Origin of the sequence: Paludisphaera mucosa, assembly GCF_029589435.1 — a bacterium.
Lineage (GTDB): Bacteria > Planctomycetota > Planctomycetia > Isosphaerales > Isosphaeraceae > Paludisphaera > Paludisphaera mucosa.
Genome location: NZ_JARRAG010000002.1, coordinates 3,237,375 through 3,253,633, shown reverse-complemented (window position 1 = coordinate 3,253,633; position 16,259 = coordinate 3,237,375). Strand labels below are relative to the sequence as shown.

Below are 16,259 nucleotides of genomic sequence, written 5' to 3'. Positions count from 1 at the left end.
CGCGGGTCCCGGCCTCTGCCCGCGGCGTGCGTGGAGAATCGCGAAGGCGTGGACAATGCGCGTTCCGCGAGCCATGATTCAGGGGGCGCGGGTCCGAATCTCTTCCGACGTCTTCACTTCCGGGAGGGTTCGCGTCGGGGAAGCTCCTGGGGACGGGAGGGCTCTTGAAACCAGAAGGCGACGGGTCGCCCGACCCCGATTCCGCCGCCGGCGGCGGGTGGGCCGACCTGACCGATCATCTCTGGCGGTTCCGCATCCAGTATCGCGACGGCCGCGACCCGGAGAAGATCCTGCGGGGGGCCCTGCGGCTCGGCATGGACCTCTTCGCCGCGAGCGAGGGCTGCGTCGCCGCGCTCCACACCGGGGCGGCGGAGGCGCGGATCGTCCAGCGGACGCCCGAGGACGTCCCGTGGGACCGCCGGCTGCTGGCGGGGTTCCTCCGGGGCGAGAAGGTCGCCGTCCCGCACGACGTGATGCTCGCCCGGATCCGCCGCCACGGCCGGATGTGGGGCGCGCTCGCCCTCCGGTCCCCCGATGCGGACTACTTCTGGGACGCCCGCCAGGCCTTCTCGACGATCGGCGGCCTGGCCAACGAGCTGATCGACCAGGCCGACCTGCAGCGGATCCGCGAGGTCCGGGCCCGGGTCGACCGCAAGGTGCTCGAACAGAGCCACCCCAAGCACCTGTCGTACGAGGTCCTGCACGGCATCCGCTCGCTGATCTCGTACGACCACTCGGCGGCCCTCCTGATCCACGACGCCGAGCTCGGCGTGCTGGAAGTCGTCGCCGAGCAGATCGCCTGGCGCAAGGCCAAGGGCGAGAACGTCGGCCGCAAGTTCCCGCTCAAGTCGTCGCTCCAGGAGGTGCTGGCGCAGCCGGTCGTCCTGGGCTTCGACCGCGACGGCACCGGCTGGGCCGACTGGACCGGCGGCGGCTCGTCGACGCTCGCCGAGCTGCTCGACTACGACCGCCTCCCCCGCCGCGGCGCCTTCGCCCCGCCCGAGGGGGCCATCCTCTGCGCCTCGCTGATCACCCGGACGGGCCTGCTCGGGGTGCTCAAGGTGGCCTCGATCCACCCCGGCTCGTTCTGCCAGTACGAGGTCGACCTGATCTCGCAGTTCCTCCCCCAGGCGGCCGTCTCGCTGCAGAACGCGCGACGGACCGAGTCGCTGGAAAGGCGGATGATCGACGCCGAGCGCAAGCACGCCATGGCCGACCTGGCGCGGGGCGTGGCGCACGACGTCAACAACGCCCTGGGCGCGGTCCTGCCGCTGGTGCAGCAGCTCCTCGACGACCTGGAGACCGACGCCTTCGACCCCGAGCTGGCCGCGGGCGACCTGCTGCAGGTCGAGCGTTCGATCCGGGTCTGCCGGCGGATCTTCGGCGGCATGCTCAACTTCGCGCGGGGCTCCGTCCGGAACCCCAGCGACGTGTCGATCCGGCAGGCGGTGGACTCGGCGCTGGTGATCTTCCGCGAGGGCCTGGAGCGGCGGGGCGTGATCCTGGCGGTCGACGTCTCGCCCGACCTGCCGCGGCTGTTCGCCGTCCAGGCCGACGTCGAACAGCTCCTGCTGAACCTGATCAGCAACGCCCGCGACGCGACCGGACCGGGCGACGGGCTGACGATCCGGGCCCGCGAGGACGGCGGCTGGCTGGTGCTGGAGGTCGAGGACACCGGCTCCGGCATAGCGCCCGAGGACCTCGCCAAGCTCCAGGAGCCGTTCTTCACGACCAAGCGGAACGGCCACGGCCTGGGCATCGCCATCTGCCGCTCGATCGCGGCGCAGCTCCGAGGCCTTTTCGACATCCGCAGCACCCTGGGGCAGGGGACGCGGGTGAAGGTCAGTTTCCCCATCGACGGCGGCCGGGAGGATTTCTGATGGAGACGCGAGACGCCTCGATCCTGGTGGTCGACGACGACGAAGGGGTCCTCCGCGCGGTGTCGCGGATCCTCGCCCGCCGCCAGAACCGCGTCGTCGCCGCCACGAGCGGCCCGACGGCGATCGCGACGGCCCGCGAGGAGTCGTTCGACCTGGCCATCGTCGACGTCCGGATGCCCGAGATGAACGGCTTCGACCTGATGCGCGCGCTCAAGCGCGACCAGCCCGACCTCGACGTCATCCTCATGACCGGCAACGTCGAGGAGCCCGACGAGAACCTGCTGCGGGCGATCGACGAGGGGGCGTACTACTTCATCCAGAAGCCCTTCGACCGCCGGGTGATGCTCGCCCTGGTCAACCGCTGCCTCGAACTCCGCCGGCTCCGCGAGGAGCGCGAGCGGTTCCTCGACCGCGTGGGCCGCGAGCTGGAGGAGGCCCGGCAGTTCCAGCTCAGCCTGCTGCCGCCGCCGGCGTACTCCGCCCGGGGGCTCGCCATCGCGGCCCGATGCCAGGCGTCGAACGAGCTGGCCGGCGACATCTACGACTACGCCGAGACCCGGGGCGGCGGCGTCTCGTTGTTGATCGCCGACGTCGCCGGCCACGGCACCTCGGCGGCGATGGTCACGGGCGTCGTCAAGGCGGGCTTCCGCGCCTCGCACGTCGACGACTTCGAGCCCTGCAAGGTCGTCGAGCGGATCCGCGAGGGGATCCGCGACTTCGACCCCGGCCGCTTCGTCACCCTCTGCTGCGTGCGCATCCACCCCGACCGCGACGAGCTGATCTACGTCAACGCGGGGCATCCCGAGGCGTTCATCCGCGACCCGTCCGGCGGCCTGCGCTCGCTGCACTCGACCGGCCCGATCCTCTCGTCGGCCCTCTGCGACTTCCCCTGCGAGCAGCTCGCGGCCCCGTTCGCGGCCGGCGGCTCCCTGCTGCTCTACACCGACGGCGTGACCGAGGCGCGGTCGCCGCGGGGGATGTTCGGGTTCGAACGGATGCTGCAGGTCTTCCGCCGGCCCGAGCTTCGCGGCGCGGCCCGGCTCGACGCCCTGCTCGACGCCGTGCGGACGTTCGCCGGGGGCTCGGCGTTCGACGACGACGTCACCGTGCTGACCCTCGACCGCGACGACGCCTGACCGGTCGGCGTCCGAATTGACCTCGATCGGATTCGCGGCCCTCATTAAACTTCACGGCCCGGGGCCTTCCCCGCGTCGACCCCCGCCCCCAAGGAGCCCAGGCCAAGGATGACCGCCGTCGGCCAGCGACTCTCCGAATTGACCGTGACCGCACCCGGGGGCCGACGGCTCAGGGGGCGATGGTGGCGGCGCCGCCGGCCCGAAGGCGTGGTGGTCGTCTCCCACGGCTTCGGCGAGCACGGCGGCCTCTACACGCACCTCGCCGAGCACCTGGGCTCCGAGCTGAACCTCGACGTCGTCGCCCACGACTTCCACGGCCACGGCCGCAGCCCGGGACGTCGCGGCGTGGTCCGCCGCTACGAGGACCTGATCGACGACCTGGACGCGGTGGCCTCCTGGGCCCGCCTGCACTTCGCGCACGTCCCCCTGTTCCTGCTCGGCCACTCCAACGGCGGCCAGGTGGCGCTGCGGTACGCGCTCGACCACGGCGACGGGCTCGCGGGCGTGGTCGTCTCCAACCCTTCGATCCGCCTGACCCTCCGGGTGTCGCGGCTGAAGGTCGCGTTCGGCCGCCTGCTGCTGCGGCTGGCGCCGTGGGCCACCCTCCCCGCGATGAGCGACTCGCACGGCAAGAACCGCCATCCGACCGTCCAGGAGGCGTACCGGCGGGACGTCCTGCGGCACAACCGCATCAACCCGCCCTTCTACTTCGGCATGATCGACGGCGGCGAGCTGCTCCTGCGACGGGCCGGCGAATTCCGGACGCCGCTGCTGACGATCGTCGGCGGCGACGATTCGATCGTCGACCCCGCGTCGGTGCGAGCCTTCTTCGACGACGTCCCGATCGAAGACAAGACCCTCATGCTCTACCCGAGCATGACCCACGAGCCCTTCAACGAGCTGGGCCGCGAGCGCGTCCTCGACGACGTCGTCCGCTGGCTGGCCCCGCGGCTGGGCGGTTCGCACTACGGCTGAACGGCGCTCGAAATCGGGGCGATCCACGGCCTTCCCCCCTCGCGGGGGAAGGCAGACCCCGCAGGGGTCGGATGAGGGGGAAGACGCGCGAGGCCCCTTCGGAATCCGCCGGCAGGTCGGATGTTGAAGCGACGGTCCTCGTGCTCGTCTCCCCCTCATCCGGCCCTTCGGGCCACCTTCCCCCGCGAGGGGGGAAGGCCGTTATGGTGGCATTCGGGAGGGCTCACGCTCGGACGAACTGGTGCCCGGGCAGCCGGCGGACCATCCGCTTCAGCTCCAGGACGCTCAGCGTGGCCATGACCTGCGACGCGGTCAGGCCGGTGAGGCCGATGAGGACGTCGACGCCATTGGGGGAGTCGTCGAGGTGGCCGAGGAGCGAGCGCTCCTGGTCGGTCAGGACGAGTTCGGCGGGGTGGCGGACGGCCGGCTCGTCGGGGGCGCGGCGGATCTCGCGGACGAGCGGGCCGAGTTCCTCCATCACGTCGTCGACCGTCTCGACGAGGCGGGCGCCGTCGCGGATCAGGCGGTGGCAGCCCCGGCTGGCCAGGCTGTCGACCGGGCCGGGGACTGCGAAGACTTCGCGGTTCTGCTCCATCGCGTGATGGGCCGTCGACAGCGACCCGCTCCGGGGCGCGGCCTCGACCACGATGACGCCCAGGCAGAGGCCCGAGATGACGCGGTTGCGTTGCGGGAAGAGGCCGGCGAGCGGCCCCTGGGTCATCGGCAGCTCGCTCATCAAAACGCCGTGGCCGGCGACGATCTCGGCGGCCAGCTCCTCGTGCTCGGGGGGGTAGATGGCCGAGAGGCCGTTGCCGAGCACGGCGATCGTCCGGCCGCCGGCCTTGAGCGCCCCTCGGTGCGCGGCGGCGTCGATGCCACGGGCCAGGCCCGAGACGATCGTGAAGCCGGTGCGGGCCAGCGAGGTCGCCAGCCGCTCGGCCGTACGCATCCCGTAGGGGGTGCAGCGCCGGGAGCCGACGACCGCGATGGCGAGCTGGTCGCGGGCCTCCATCGTCCCCTTCACATAGAGCAGAGCGGGGGGGTCGGGGATCTCGTCGAGCGGCGGCGGGTAGCGGTCGTCGCCGCGGGCGATGAGCGATACGCCGTGGCGGCGGCACTCGTCCAGCTCGCGGTCGGGGTCGTTGTCGATCCGCGCGTGCTTGATCCGGTCGGCCAGCTTGGGGCCGATCCCGGGGACGTCGCGAAGCTGCGACGCCGGCGCGTCGAGGACCTTGGCGGGCGTCCCGAAGTGGTCCAGCAGCGCCCGGCTGGTGAGTGGGCCGATGCCGGACGTCAGCATCAGGGCGAGCATGTCGCGGAGGGCCGCGTCGCCCGGGGTCGGTTCCACGGGATCGTCCTCGGGGCCGTTCACAGGGGGGCCGGTCCACAGAGGTCGTCGAGCAGGTTCTTCAGGTCGGCCGTCTCGGCCGCGTCGGTCAGCTCGACGTGGCCCATCCGCCGGGGGAGGACCAGGCGGATCCGTCCCCCCTGGTTCTTCTTGTCGCGGGCCATGGACTCGAGCAGCGGGCCGGGGTCCAGGCCGGCGATCGAGGTCGGCAGGCCGAAGCGGTCGAGAAGGCGGGTCAGCCGGGTCGTGAAGTCGCGGCCGACCCAACCCAGACGCTCGGCCAGGCGGCTCTCGGCGACCATGCCCACGGCCACGGCCTCCCCGTGCTGGAACGCGCCGCCGTAGCCGGCCGTCGCCTCGACGGCGTGGCCGATCGTGTGGCCGAAGTTGAGCACGGCCCGCAGGCCGGTCTCCTCGCGCTCGTCCTTCGAGACCACGTCGGCCTTCAGCTCGCAGCTCCGGGCGACGATCCGCCGCAGGCTCTCGGGCCGGCGGCCCAGGATCGCCTCGGCGTCGGCTTCCAGCGAGTCGAAGAACGCGGCGTCGAGGATGACCCCGTACTTGACCACTTCGGCCAGCCCGCAGCGCAGCTCGCGGTCGGGGAGGTCGTTCAGCGAGGCGACGTCGATCCAGACGGCGATCGGCTGGTGGAACGAGCCGACGATGTTCTTGACCTTCGGCAGGTTGACCCCGACCTTGCCGCCGACCGAGCTGTCGACCTGGGCGAGCAGCGTCGTCGGCACCATCAGCAGCGGCAGCCCGCGCGCGAAGGTCGCCGCCACGAACCCGCCGAGGTCGCCGATCACCCCGCCGCCCACCGCGACCACCAGCGTGTGACGGTCGGCGGCCGTCGCGACCAGCTCCTCGTAGAGGCCGGCGGCCGTCGCCAGCCCCTTGCTCGCCTCGCCGTGCGGCACGACCGAGGTCGTCGCCTCGATCCCGAGCGATCCCAGGGCGCGAGCAACCAATCCGGGGTAGGGGAGCTTCGCGACGTGGTCGTCGGTCAGGATCAGCGCCTTGAGGCAGCCGCGGCCGGCCCAGGAGCGTTCGAGCGCGGGCTTGAGGAAGGCGGGGAGGGCGTCCCAGCCGCCATCGGCGACCGCGATGTCGTAGGAACGCTCGCCCAGCCGAACCGGAACGGTCGTGGGGGCGTCCTCGAGAGAGCGTGGCATGGCGTCGGCCCGGTCCTTCAGACTGGAATTTCGGCCGGCGATCCCGGCCTCGTCCAGTGTACCATAGCTCGGCGTCGCATCGCCGGGCGACGGGGCCGATGCCGGGATTTCGCCGTGTCCCGGACGTCCTCCGGTTTCGCCGGCCTCGGCATGGACGATGCACGGCGGACTAAAGAGCCCGGCGATCGAAGTTTGCGTTCAGGACGAGCCGGTCGGCGGCCTCGACGCTGCTTGACCCGGTTGCTAAAGTTGGATTGGCTCGACGGCCCGCAAACCGCAAGACGGCACTCCCTTTCGAGCACCCCGCACATGAGCGATCTGCTGACGTGGTCGCCGATTCATCTGGGGCGGTGGTTCGGGACGACGGTCAGGGTCCACATCTCGCTGATCGTCTTCGTCGCATCGCTGCTCGTCACCGCCCCGCTGGAGGCCTCGCGGGGCTCGATGGCCTTCCACGTGGGCCAGGCCTTCGCCTGGTCCGCCCTGTTCCTGCTCGCCCTGGCGCTCCACGAGGCGGCCCACGCCCTGGTCGCGCGCCTCGTCGATTGCGAGCAGGAGGACGTCCACCTCTGGCCGCTCGGGAACCTGGTCGGCCCCACGACCCAGTCCCGGAACACCAACTACATGCTGGTCGTGGTCGCCGGCCCGTTCGTCAGCGGCACGCTCGCGCTGCTGGTCGCGGCGATCCTCGGCTTCGCCTGGGACGCCCAGTTCGCCTGGCACCCGCTCGGCAAGGATCTCGACGCCGGCGCGCCCTGGATCAACGGCACCGTCAAGGCCGCGCCGATGACCGCCCCCTGGCTGGTCGGCTGGTTCGGGTACATCAACTACCTGATCTTCCTCGCGAACCTCCTGCCCGCCCTGCCGTTCGACGGCGGCCGGCTCTTCCGGTGGTTCCTGGCCAACACCGCGATCGGCTCGGCCCGCGACAGCATGGTCGCCCCCTGGACGGCCCGCACGACCGCCGCCATCCTCTTCCTCGTCGGCATGGTCCGGCTTTTGATCGGCCAGCGCTGGGACGGCCTGACGATCATCTTCCTGGCGGTCCTGATCGAGATGATGGTCCGCTCGGAAGCCCGGGTGCTGGAGGACGGGGGATACTTCGACGACGGCGTCTTCGGGTACGATTTCTCGGAGGGCTACACGAGCCTGGAGAGCAGCGCGGCCAAGGTCCGCCCCTACCGCGAGAGCGCGATCAAGCGCTGGCGGCGGCGGCGGTCGGATCAGCGCCGCCAGCGCCGGATCATGCAGGAGGTCGCCGAGGAGCGTCGGATGGACGAGATCCTCGACAAGCTCCATCGCGAGGGCCGGTCGGCCCTGACCGACGAGGAGCACCGCTTCCTGGTCCGCGTGAGCGCCCGTTTCCGCAATCGCCAGAACACCCAGGATTGAACCGGGGGACCTTTCGTTGAAGCCGCCCGCCCTCCCGCCGCTCCCCCGCAAGCCCCGTCGCGACGAACTGAAGCCCGGCGAGTCGCTGTGCGACCACTGCACCGGCAAATGCTGCCGGTACTTCTCCGCCCCCATCGACGGCCCGACGACCTGGGACGACTACGACGCGATCCGCTGGTACCTCGCGCACGGCCAGACGATGATCTACACTCACGAGGAGACCTGGTATCTCCTGGTCTCGTCGAAGTGCCAGTACCTGCTCGACGACCATCGCTGCGGCATCTACCACGACCGCCCCAAGATCTGCCGCGACTACACGACGGAAGCCTGCGAGTACGACGACGACTGGTCGTTCGAGAAGCTCTTCGAAACCCCCGAGCAGATCTGGGAGTATGCCGAGGCCCTGCTCCCCCCCCGGAAGAAGCCCGCGGCGAAGCCGGCCCCCGCGCCCGACCTGCTGCCGATCGTGACCCTGCCCTGACGGGATGCCGGGACCCCGCCGTCCCGGCGACGAAAGCTTCCGCCCATGGCCATCCGCTCCAACCACTACGAGGCCGCCTTCGAGGGTTACGTCCGCTCGCTGCGGGTGCCATGCGTGGCGGTCGACGAGGCCAAGCGGGCGATATTCGGCGACGGGGGGGTGAAAAACCCCGACTTCCTGCTGTATCCTCGATTCGCGGACAACCTGGTCGTCGAAGTGAAGGGGAAGCGGGCCAAGAATCGCCTGGGCCGCCGCGACTGGGAGAACTGGGTGACGACCGACGACCTCGACGGCCTGGTCCGCTGGGGTGAGCTGTTCGGCCCCGGCTTCCGGCCGATCCTGAGCTTCGTCTACGCCGAGGCCCCCCAGGAGTTCGGCCTGCCCGACGCCGGGGCCTATTCGTTCCGGGGGCTGGAGTACCGTTTCTGGGCGGTCGGCCTCGACGACTACCTGGCCCACCTGCGATCGCGAGGCCCGGCCTGGAAGGCCGTGGCGATGGCCCGCAAGGCCTTCCGCCGCCGCGTCCGCCCGCTCTCCGAATGGCTCCCCATGCTCGCCGAATCGCCCCGACGCCCCAAACCCGTCAAGGAACGCGAACGATGAACCCCACGAGACGTCGGTGGACCCGCCTGATCGCCGCAAGCCTGGTCGCCCTGGGGCTGACCCTGGCGGCGGGCCCGGTCGCTCGCGCCCAGGAAGAGGCCGGCGGCGAGGAGAAGGCCGAGGGCCGCTCGCTCGACGGCTACTTCGGCACCGCCATCCTGGCCGCCGCGGCCGTCTTCATCATCGGCAAGAGCGCCCGCCGCTGAGGCCGGGCGCGTCGTCAGGCGAGGGGGACGGGACGGGATGGGGATGAACTGGGCGGCGATCCGCGAGGCCGAATTCCCGGTGGCCCGGGAATGGGCCTACTTCGACCACGCGGCGGTCGCCCCGATCCCCCGCCGCTCCGCCGAGGCCCTCCGCCTCTGGGCCGAAGGCCAGGCCGCCCACGGCGCGACCCGCTGGGGCGAGTGGGGGGCCCGGATCGAGGCCCTCCGCACCGACCTCGCCGACTGGATCGCCGCCCACCCCGACGAGATCGCCTTCGTCGCCAACACGACGCACGGCATCGGCCTGGTCGCCGAGGGGTTCCCCTGGAAGGCCGGCGACAACGTGGTCGTCCCGGCGGAGGAATACCCCTCGAACGTCTACCCGTGGATGAACCTGGCCGACCGGGGCGTCGAGACCCGCCTCGTCCCCTCGCGCGACGACCGCATCCGGATCGAGGACCTGCGGGACGCGATGGACGACCGCACGCGGGTGCTCGCCGTGAGCCACGTCGAGTTCGCCTCGGGCTTCCGCAACGACCTGGACGCGATCGGCGAACTTTGCCGTTCGCGGGGCGTCGCGTTCTTCGTCGACGCCATCCAGGGGCTCGGCCCGCTGGAGCTGGACGTCCGTCGGACCCCCGTCGACTTCGCCGCGGCCGACGGCCACAAGTGGCTGCTGGGCCCCGAGGGGGCCGGCTTCCTCTACGTCCGTCGCGAGTGGATCGACCGCCTCCGGCCGCTGGGCGTCGGCTGGCACAGCGTGACGGGGGCGTTCAGCGCCCCCGGCCTCGACTTCACCCTCAAGCCCAACGCCCAGCGCTGGGAGGGGGGCTCGTGCAACATGCCGGGCCTCCAGGGCTTCGCCGCGAGCCTGACCCTGCTCCGCGAGATCGGCCCGCGCGACCTCTCGCTGCGGCTCCTCGACCGGGCCGAGGCCGTGCGCGAGGCCGTCGCCGAGGCGGGCTGGCGGGTGCTGGGCTCGACCCGGCCCGAGGACCGCTCGGCGATCGTGGTCGCGGCGGCCGACGGCGTCGACCCCGAGGCCGCGGCGACCCTGCTGCGGTCGCACCGCGTGATCGCCTCGTGCCGCCGGGGCCGGCTCCGGATCAGCCCCCACGTCTACACCGACGACGACGACCTGCGGCGGCTGCGCGACGGCCTCGCCGCGGCGAGGGGCGTCGCCCCCCCATCCGGAAGAGGTTCTTGATGCGTCCCAGCGAACACCCGCGCGACCCCTTCCGGACGGCGGTGTTCACCGGCACGTTCGACCCGATCTCGCTGGGCCACCTCGACGTCATCCGCCGCGGCCGGCTGCTCTTCGACCACCTCGTGGTGGGGATCGGCGTCCATCCCAGCAAGACCTCGCTGTTCACCGTCGAGGAGCGCATCGAGCTGGCCGAGCGCGTGGTCGCCCCGTTCGACAACGTCTCGGTCGAGTCGTTCGAGGAGCTGACCGTCCAGTACGTCCGGCGGATCGGGGCCCGGGTGATCCTCCGCGGCCTCCGCACGCTGACCGACATGGAATACGAGTTCGGGATGACCCTGACCAACCAGCGGCTCGACCCCGAGATCGAGACCGTCTTCCTGATGGCCGACGGCCAGTACTCGCACGTCTCCAGCTCGCTGGTGCGGCAGGTCGCCAAGTTCGGCGGGGTCGACGCCCTGAAGCTGTTCGTCCCCGAGATCCTGATCGAGCCGATCCTGGCCAAGAACCGCCGCCACCCGGCCGTCGACCCGTACGTCGACTACGACAAGCGCGACGCCAGCCCGCCGACGACGCCCCCCTGAGGACTCGCGCGGGAAGCCGGGGCCGATCGATCTCCAGGAGACGTCCGCACGGCGAGATCCATCCTGCTCGTCCGCACCGCCTCGGGCGTGTCAGGTTCTCGAGGGCCGAGTCGCGAGAGTCGAGATGATCCTTGAGAAAAGCTGGGCCGAGGACTTCGTCAAGGCCGCCGCCCAGGTTCGGACGGCTCGTCGCCGGTCGTTGAAGTCTGCGGAGACGGTCTGCACGGACCCGACGGCGGGGCGCTGCTGGGTTGTGGCGGCCGGATACGTCAAGGTCGTCGACCCGCGGCCCGACGGCGATCACTTCACGAGGCTGGTCCTCGGCCGGGGCGGCCTCTTCGGCGATCGGCCGTTCGGCGGGCGTGCGTTTCGGGGGTTCCTCTCGCCGCAGCCCGAGCTGTCCGTCGCCCACGGCCCCGCCGAGGTCGTGGAGGTGGGACGGGCGGAGCTGGAAGCCGCCGCCCGCGCCGACGCCGGGCTCGCGTCCATGCTGCTCGAATCGACGACGGCCCGGTCCCAGCTTCTCGAACGTCGTCTGCTCTGGCAGATCATCACGCCGCTCCGGGCCCGAATGGCCGCCGCGCTGCGGGATCTCATCTGCTTCGAGGGACAACGCTGCAAGCACGGCCACACGATCGACGTGCGACTCAGCCATCAGGATCTGTCCGAGATCCTCGGCGCGGCGCGCCCCGTCGTCAGCGCCGAGCTGGTCAAGATGCGGCGCGAAGGACTCATCGAGTACACGCGCTGCCATTTCTGCGTGGACGACCTCGCCGGCCTGGACCGCGTCGCCGGCGGTTGATCTCCGCGAATCCTCCGGATTGTCATCTCGATGACATCTTGAACTCCGCGGCCGGGTTAGCATCTCATCCTGAGTCGCCGCAGGCGCGGAGCCGCCGTCGCCCTGCGCGAGGTCTCGCAAATCTCCTGACACCGAAAGGACGAGGCCGCCTTATGGTCGGAACGAATCGTTTGCGCATCGCCCTGGGGACCGCGGTCCTGGCCGGGATCGCCGCGATGACTTACGTGCTGGCCGGGGCCGCGCCGCCCGACGGGCCGGCGTCCCTCGTCGAGTTCGCCCAGGACGGGAAGCTCAGGAAGCCCGAGGGCTATCGCAGGTGGGTGTACGTCGGCACGCCCCTGACTCCCAACGAGCTCAACGGCGGGGAGGCCCCGTTCCCGGACTTCCACGCCGTCTACATCGACCCGGAGAGCTTCGCCCACTTCGAGAAGACCGGCGAGTTCCGCGACGGCGCCGTGATGATCAAGGAACTCGTCGCCGTCGGGGCCAAGGAGGCGACCAGCGGAAGCGGCTACTTCATGGGCGACTTCATCGGCCTGGAAGCCTCGATCAAGGACTCGAAACGATTCCAGGACGAGCCGGGCCACTGGGGCTACTTCAGCTTCGGCCACAAGTACCCGCTCAAGGCCGAGGCCGCGAAGCAGGACGCCGCGGCGTGCAACTCGTGCCACCAGTCCAGCGCAGCCAAGGACTACGTCTTCACCCAGTTCTACCCCGTCCTTCGCGCGGCGTCGCCGAAGACGAAGTGACATGCGGCGCGGCTCGTCTCGTCCGGATCGTGGCCTCCAACCCCAGGCGGTACATCCCATGAGTATCAAGGCCCCCCGCCGGCTCGTCGCCGGCTGCCTGACCGCGACGGCGATCGTCGCGGCGACGATCGCGTCCGGAGCTCCAGGGCCCGACGACCCGCCCGCCCGCGCCGGCGAATTTTCGCCGTACGTCGCGAAAGACGGCGCGATCACGCGGCCGACCGACTATCGCGACACCTTCCAGTACCTCGGCGCCTACGCGGTGGCCACGAAGCCCGGCCAGCCGGTCGACGAGATGCACGTGGTCTATTCCCGGCCGGAGGACGTGAAAGCCTACCGGCGAGACGGCAAGTTCCCCGACGGCGCGGTCCTGGTGAAGGAGGTCGACGGGATCAAGTCGGATCGCATGACGACGGGGCAGGCCCACTGGGAGGACGGCGTCAAGCTCTGGTTCGTCATGGTCAAGGACGCCAGGGGCCGGTTCCCGGACAACGCCCTGTGGGGCGACGGCTGGGGATGGGCCCTGTTCAAGGCCGACGCACCGGATCGCAACGTGGCGACCGACCACGAGATCGACTGCAAGTCGTGCCACGTCCCGGCCAGGAAAGACGACTGGATCTACGTCCGCGGCTACCCTTCGCTGACGAAGGCCGACCCTTCGAAGTAAGATCCCGCTGCGAGAAGCTCCATCCACCCCGATGCTCGAGGAGCCGTCCCCCATGGGCGACCGTCTGAAGTCGATCGGTTTGCACGTCACCCGCTATGGGCTGGTCCTCGTCCTGCTCTGGATCGGCGGGATGAAATTCACCGCCTACGAAGCCGAGGGGATCAGGCCTTTGGTGGCGAACAGCCCGCCGATGCGCTGGGTCTACGACGTCGTGAGCGTCGGCGGCTTCGCCGCCTTCCTGGGCGTCGTGGAGATCGCCGTCGGGCTGCTGATCGCTGTGCGTCCGATCTGGCCCCTCGGCTCGGCCGCGGGGAGTGGGCTCGCGGTGGGGATGTTCCTGACCACCCTGAGCTTCCTGATCTCGACCCCCGGTTGGGAGCCGAGCCTGGGCGGCTTCCCGGCCTTGTCGGCCATGCCGGGGCAATTCCTGCTCAAGGACGTCGTGCTGCTGGGGGCGGCCCTGTTCACGGTCGGGGAAGCGCTCGAGGCTTCGGGCTTCGGACGAGACGTCCGCACCGCCGATGCCTCGGCCGCCGGCCCGCACGCCTGAGGGCCGGTCGATCCCACGGACCCTCGTCCGAAGCGTCGGGGCCGGGTCGCGGGCCCGGGCCCCGCTCAGCTCCAGTTCTTGGGGATGAACAGGTCGCGCGACCACTGCCGCATGCCCAGGTTGCGGGCGTGGAGCCGCTCCTGGAGCATGCGGACCGCCTTCCAGGTGCGGTCGAAGTTGGTGTAGGTCAGCCAGCCGCTGAACCCGTCCTCGCCGGCGTGGCACCGCGAGCTGACGGCGCGGGTCTCCAGCACGAGGTGATCGAAGACCTCGCTCAGCGAGGCCAGGATCTCGGACTCCTCTGCCGCGGCGGTCTGCCCCGGGCCCTGCCCGTCCCCCTGGCCCCGGTCGGGCCACGAGACGTTGACGCTGCAGCTCAGGAAGCGGTCGTCCTCGGACGACTTCTGGTTGAGCCAGAGGTACGAGGCCTGGTCCCAGAGGTAGCGCACGCTGAGCACCTCGACGGCCGCCCGCCGGTGCGCGGGGGTCTGCTTGTCGATGATGCCGGCGTAGACCGACTCGGACTTGGGCTCGGGCCGATGCGGCCCGTGGCGGTCGTGGGCGTGGCGGTCGTGGTGGCCGCCGACGGGCGCGGCCGGCCGGGGCCGCGGGGCCTCGGCGTGGGTCGCCCGCATGACGCGGTTGGTGCTCAGCAGCTCGTACGCCTGCGAGAGGATGCGGAAGGTCCAGTCCTCGCCGCCGACGTCGGGGTGGTATTTCTTGGTCTTCGCCCGATAGGCCTCGCGGATCTCCTGGAGCGAGGCCTCGCTGGTGACGCCGAGGACCTTGTAGGGGTCGATGTCGAAGCTGAAGGATGGCAACGCGTCGATCCTGTCCGGTTGGGGGGAGGGGCGGTTCGACCTCGACCCGGCCCGGGCCGGATTCGGGCGAGGGGGCGGGGCCTCTATTCGTCCTCGACGGCCCGGCCGTTCGCCAGCCGGCTGCGCAGGTAGGAGGCCCGGGCGACGTTCCGCTCCTCGACGCCCAGCTCGCTGCCGCGGAGCTTCTGGAGGAACGCCGGCTGGGTCTGGATGAACAGCTCGTTGACCGTCGAAATGGACAGGTCGTCGATCAAGCCTAGGTTGATTCCCATGCGGACGCTGGAAAGGAGCAGCATCGTCTCCTCGCTGGAGATCGTCTGGGCGGTCTTGAGCACGCCGTAGGCCCGGCTGACCTGGTCGTGGAGGTGCTGGCGGCGGCCGGTGACGAGGTCCTGCCGCGCCGACCGCTCGAACTGGAGGACCTGGGGTACGACGTCGGTGAGGATCTTGATGATCTCCTCCTCGCTCTTGCCCAGGGTCTGCTGGTTGGAGATCTGGTAGAAGTCGCCGAACGCCTGGGAGCCCTCGCCGTAGAGGCCGCGGACGGCGAGGTTGATCTTCTGGAGGGCGCGGAAGACCTTGTCGATCTGCTTGTTGGCGACGATGCCCGGCAGGTGCAGCATGACGCCGACGCGGATGCCGGTGCCGACGTTGGTGGGGCAGGCGGTGAGGTAGCCCAGCGACGAGCTGTAGGCGTAGGCGATGTCGTCCTCGAGCTGGTCGTCGAGCGCGGTGATCTCGTCCCAGACCTCGTTCAGGCGGAAGCCCGAGAGCATGTACTGGATGCGGAGGTGGTCCTCCTCGTTCACCATGATCGAGATGTTCTCCTTGGGCGTGACGGCCACGCCCCGCGGGCCCTCGCCGCCGGCGAGCTCGCGGGAGATGATCTGGCGCTCGACCAGGAACTGGCGGTCGAGGTTGTTCATGCCGTTGACGTCGAAGTAGGCCACGTCGAGCCCGGCGGCGTCGACGGCCGACTTGACCTGCGACTCGATCCCGGCCTTCTCGTTGCGGCTGGCGCGGTTGGTGAACGGGAAGTCGGCCAGGTTGCGGGCCAGGCGGATGCGCGAGCACATCACGATGTCGCTCTCGGGGCCCGCGCCGCGGAGCCATTCGCCGGAGGTTCTCGTCAGGTCGTCCAGTGTCATGCGTGTTGATCCTTGAGGCGAATCTGGTCGCGCAGCCTCGCGGCTTCCTCGTAGTCCTCGCGGGCGACGGCCTGGCGGAGCTGGGAGCGGAGGCGGAGGCGGAGCGACGCCCCGGGGCGGGCCCGGGCCCGCTTGCCGACGTGGCGGGTGGCGCCGTGGAAACGCTGGAGCATGGGGAGCAGGCCCTTGCGGAAGACCTGGTAGTCGTGCGGGCAGCCCAGCCGGCCGCCGGTCCGGAAGTCCATGTAGCGGAGCCGGCAGTCGGGGCAGGTCGACTCGGCCAGCTCGCCCACCAGCTCGCCGACGTGCTTCTTGATGAGGTCCTGGAGCACCGCGTCGAGGCCGAAGTCGGGCGGGGCGTCGGGCAGGCTCAGGCCCGAGGCCCGGGCGCAGGCGACGCACAGGTGGGTCTCCTTGCGCCGGCCGTCGACCAGCTCGGTGAGGTGGACGACGGCCTCGTCCTGGCATCGTTGACACGTCATGGCCGGGTCCGCCCCCTGCAAGTCGCCATCGATCCGGCTCCGGCCCGATCGCCGGGGCC

General features: G+C 70.8%; 18 protein-coding genes. 13 read left to right on the top strand and 5 right to left on the bottom strand.

What is annotated here, in order from left to right:
• Nucleotides 1-164 precede the first annotated feature (164 nt).
• The 3 genes from PZE19_RS22250 to PZE19_RS22240 all read left to right on the top strand — a co-directional run bounded on the left by PZE19_RS22250 (nucleotide 165) and on the right by PZE19_RS22240 (nucleotide 3,991).
• Nucleotides 165-1,880: a sensor histidine kinase gene (locus PZE19_RS22250; RefSeq protein WP_277862798.1), complete on the top strand. Its 1,716-nt coding sequence runs from the start codon at nucleotides 165-167 to the stop codon at nucleotides 1,878-1,880.
• Nucleotides 1,880-3,016, top strand: coding sequence for a PP2C family protein-serine/threonine phosphatase (locus PZE19_RS22245; protein ID WP_277862797.1), 1,137 nt, complete (start codon nucleotides 1,880-1,882; stop codon nucleotides 3,014-3,016). The genes PZE19_RS22250 and PZE19_RS22245 overlap by 1 nt, the downstream gene beginning before the upstream one ends.
• A gap of 108 nt (nucleotides 3,017-3,124) precedes the next feature.
• Nucleotides 3,125-3,991, top strand: a complete 867-nt coding sequence (locus tag PZE19_RS22240) for an alpha/beta hydrolase (protein ID WP_277862796.1) — start codon at nucleotides 3,125-3,127, stop codon at nucleotides 3,989-3,991.
• Nucleotides 3,992-4,214: 223 nt separating this feature from the next.
• Here the strand turns inward: PZE19_RS22240 and dprA are convergent, their stop codons facing one another.
• Together dprA and aroB are read right to left on the bottom strand one after the other, a co-directional pair.
• Nucleotides 4,215-5,339, bottom strand: a complete 1,125-nt coding sequence (dprA, locus tag PZE19_RS22235; protein WP_277862795.1) for a DNA-processing protein DprA — start codon at nucleotides 5,337-5,339, stop codon at nucleotides 4,215-4,217.
• Nucleotides 5,340-5,359: 20 nt separating this feature from the next.
• Complete coding sequence (gene aroB / locus PZE19_RS22230; protein ID WP_277862794.1) at nucleotides 5,360-6,511, bottom strand: 3-dehydroquinate synthase; 1,152 nt, start codon at nucleotides 6,509-6,511, stop codon at nucleotides 5,360-5,362.
• 309 nt (nucleotides 6,512-6,820) lie between these two features.
• Between aroB and PZE19_RS22225 the strand changes: the two genes are divergently transcribed.
• The 10 genes from PZE19_RS22225 (at nucleotide 6,821) to PZE19_RS22180 (ending at nucleotide 13,749) form a co-directional block, all read left to right on the top strand.
• Nucleotides 6,821-7,903 carry a site-2 protease family protein gene (locus tag PZE19_RS22225; RefSeq protein WP_277862793.1) on the top strand — a complete coding sequence of 361 codons (1,083 nt, stop codon included), beginning with the start codon at nucleotides 6,821-6,823 and terminating at the stop codon, nucleotides 7,901-7,903.
• A gap of 16 nt (nucleotides 7,904-7,919) precedes the next feature.
• Entirely contained in the window at nucleotides 7,920-8,384 is a 465-nt protein-coding gene (locus PZE19_RS22220; protein WP_277862792.1) for a YkgJ family cysteine cluster protein, read from the top strand.
• A 45-nt stretch (nucleotides 8,385-8,429) separates the two neighbouring features.
• On the top strand, nucleotides 8,430-8,987 hold the full coding sequence (locus PZE19_RS22215; protein ID WP_277862791.1) for an HYExAFE family protein: 558 nt from the start codon (nucleotides 8,430-8,432) through the stop codon (nucleotides 8,985-8,987).
• Nucleotides 8,984-9,193: a hypothetical protein gene (locus tag PZE19_RS22210; RefSeq protein ID WP_277862790.1), complete on the top strand. Its 210-nt coding sequence runs from the start codon at nucleotides 8,984-8,986 to the stop codon at nucleotides 9,191-9,193. Before PZE19_RS22215 ends, PZE19_RS22210 begins: the two co-directional genes overlap by 4 nt.
• Nucleotides 9,194-9,230: 37 nt before the next feature.
• Nucleotides 9,231-10,400: an aminotransferase class V-fold PLP-dependent enzyme gene (locus PZE19_RS22205; protein WP_277862789.1), complete on the top strand. Its 1,170-nt coding sequence runs from the start codon at nucleotides 9,231-9,233 to the stop codon at nucleotides 10,398-10,400.
• Nucleotides 10,400-10,981 carry a pantetheine-phosphate adenylyltransferase gene (gene coaD / locus PZE19_RS22200; protein WP_277862788.1) on the top strand — a complete coding sequence of 194 codons (582 nt, stop codon included), beginning with the start codon at nucleotides 10,400-10,402 and terminating at the stop codon, nucleotides 10,979-10,981. Before PZE19_RS22205 ends, coaD begins: the two co-directional genes overlap by 1 nt.
• Nucleotides 10,982-11,105: 124 nt before the next feature.
• Nucleotides 11,106-11,783 carry a Crp/Fnr family transcriptional regulator gene (locus PZE19_RS22195; protein WP_277862787.1) on the top strand — a complete coding sequence of 226 codons (678 nt, stop codon included), beginning with the start codon at nucleotides 11,106-11,108 and terminating at the stop codon, nucleotides 11,781-11,783.
• Nucleotides 11,784-11,935: 152 nt separating this feature from the next.
• On the top strand, nucleotides 11,936-12,532 hold the full coding sequence (locus tag PZE19_RS22190) for a cytochrome P460 family protein (protein WP_277862786.1): 597 nt from the start codon (nucleotides 11,936-11,938) through the stop codon (nucleotides 12,530-12,532).
• Nucleotides 12,533-12,590: 58 nt separating this feature from the next.
• Nucleotides 12,591-13,199, top strand: a complete 609-nt coding sequence (locus PZE19_RS22185; RefSeq protein ID WP_277862785.1) for a cytochrome P460 family protein — start codon at nucleotides 12,591-12,593, stop codon at nucleotides 13,197-13,199.
• Nucleotides 13,200-13,251: 52 nt separating this feature from the next.
• Nucleotides 13,252-13,749 carry a YkgB family protein gene (locus PZE19_RS22180; RefSeq protein ID WP_277862784.1) on the top strand — a complete coding sequence of 166 codons (498 nt, stop codon included), beginning with the start codon at nucleotides 13,252-13,254 and terminating at the stop codon, nucleotides 13,747-13,749.
• A gap of 65 nt (nucleotides 13,750-13,814) precedes the next feature.
• Here PZE19_RS22180 and PZE19_RS22175 read toward each other — a convergent pair whose 3' ends face one another.
• The 3 genes from PZE19_RS22175 to PZE19_RS22165 form a co-directional block, all read right to left on the bottom strand.
• Nucleotides 13,815-14,570, bottom strand: a complete 756-nt coding sequence (locus PZE19_RS22175; protein WP_277862783.1) for a J domain-containing protein — start codon at nucleotides 14,568-14,570, stop codon at nucleotides 13,815-13,817.
• 83 nt (nucleotides 14,571-14,653) lie between these two features.
• A complete protein-coding gene (locus tag PZE19_RS22170) occupies nucleotides 14,654-15,718 on the bottom strand; it encodes a protein arginine kinase (RefSeq protein ID WP_277862782.1) in 1,065 nt (354 codons plus the stop codon).
• Nucleotides 15,715-16,200, bottom strand: a complete 486-nt coding sequence (locus PZE19_RS22165) for a UvrB/UvrC motif-containing protein (protein ID WP_277862781.1) — start codon at nucleotides 16,198-16,200, stop codon at nucleotides 15,715-15,717. Before PZE19_RS22165 ends, PZE19_RS22170 begins: the two co-directional genes overlap by 4 nt.
• Nucleotides 16,201-16,259: the final 59 nt, after the last annotated feature.

Bases quoted from the DNA above. Each gene is read 5' to 3' on its own strand.
- PZE19_RS22210 (WP_277862790.1), top strand. From the start codon at position 8,984: ATGAACCCCACGAGACGTCGGTGGACCCGCCTGATCGCCGCAAGCCTG.
- coaD (WP_277862788.1), top strand. From the start codon at position 10,400: ATGCGTCCCAGCGAACACCCGCGCGACCCCTTCCGGACGGCGGTGTTC.
- PZE19_RS22245 (WP_277862797.1), top strand. From the start codon at position 1,880: ATGGAGACGCGAGACGCCTCGATCCTGGTGGTCGACGACGACGAAGGG.
- PZE19_RS22190 (WP_277862786.1), top strand. From the start codon at position 11,936: ATGGTCGGAACGAATCGTTTGCGCATCGCCCTGGGGACCGCGGTCCTG.
- PZE19_RS22240 (WP_277862796.1), top strand. From the start codon at position 3,125: ATGACCGCCGTCGGCCAGCGACTCTCCGAATTGACCGTGACCGCACCC.
- PZE19_RS22205 (WP_277862789.1), top strand. From the start codon at position 9,231: ATGGGGATGAACTGGGCGGCGATCCGCGAGGCCGAATTCCCGGTGGCC.
- PZE19_RS22195 (WP_277862787.1), top strand. From the start codon at position 11,106: ATGATCCTTGAGAAAAGCTGGGCCGAGGACTTCGTCAAGGCCGCCGCC.
- PZE19_RS22185 (WP_277862785.1), top strand. From the start codon at position 12,591: ATGAGTATCAAGGCCCCCCGCCGGCTCGTCGCCGGCTGCCTGACCGCG.
- PZE19_RS22215 (WP_277862791.1), top strand. From the start codon at position 8,430: ATGGCCATCCGCTCCAACCACTACGAGGCCGCCTTCGAGGGTTACGTC.
- aroB (WP_277862794.1), bottom strand. From the start codon at position 6,511: ATGCCACGCTCTCTCGAGGACGCCCCCACGACCGTTCCGGTTCGGCTG.
- PZE19_RS22225 (WP_277862793.1), top strand. From the start codon at position 6,821: ATGAGCGATCTGCTGACGTGGTCGCCGATTCATCTGGGGCGGTGGTTC.
- PZE19_RS22165 (WP_277862781.1), bottom strand. From the start codon at position 16,200: ATGACGTGTCAACGATGCCAGGACGAGGCCGTCGTCCACCTCACCGAG.
- PZE19_RS22170 (WP_277862782.1), bottom strand. From the start codon at position 15,718: ATGACACTGGACGACCTGACGAGAACCTCCGGCGAATGGCTCCGCGGC.
- PZE19_RS22180 (WP_277862784.1), top strand. From the start codon at position 13,252: ATGGGCGACCGTCTGAAGTCGATCGGTTTGCACGTCACCCGCTATGGG.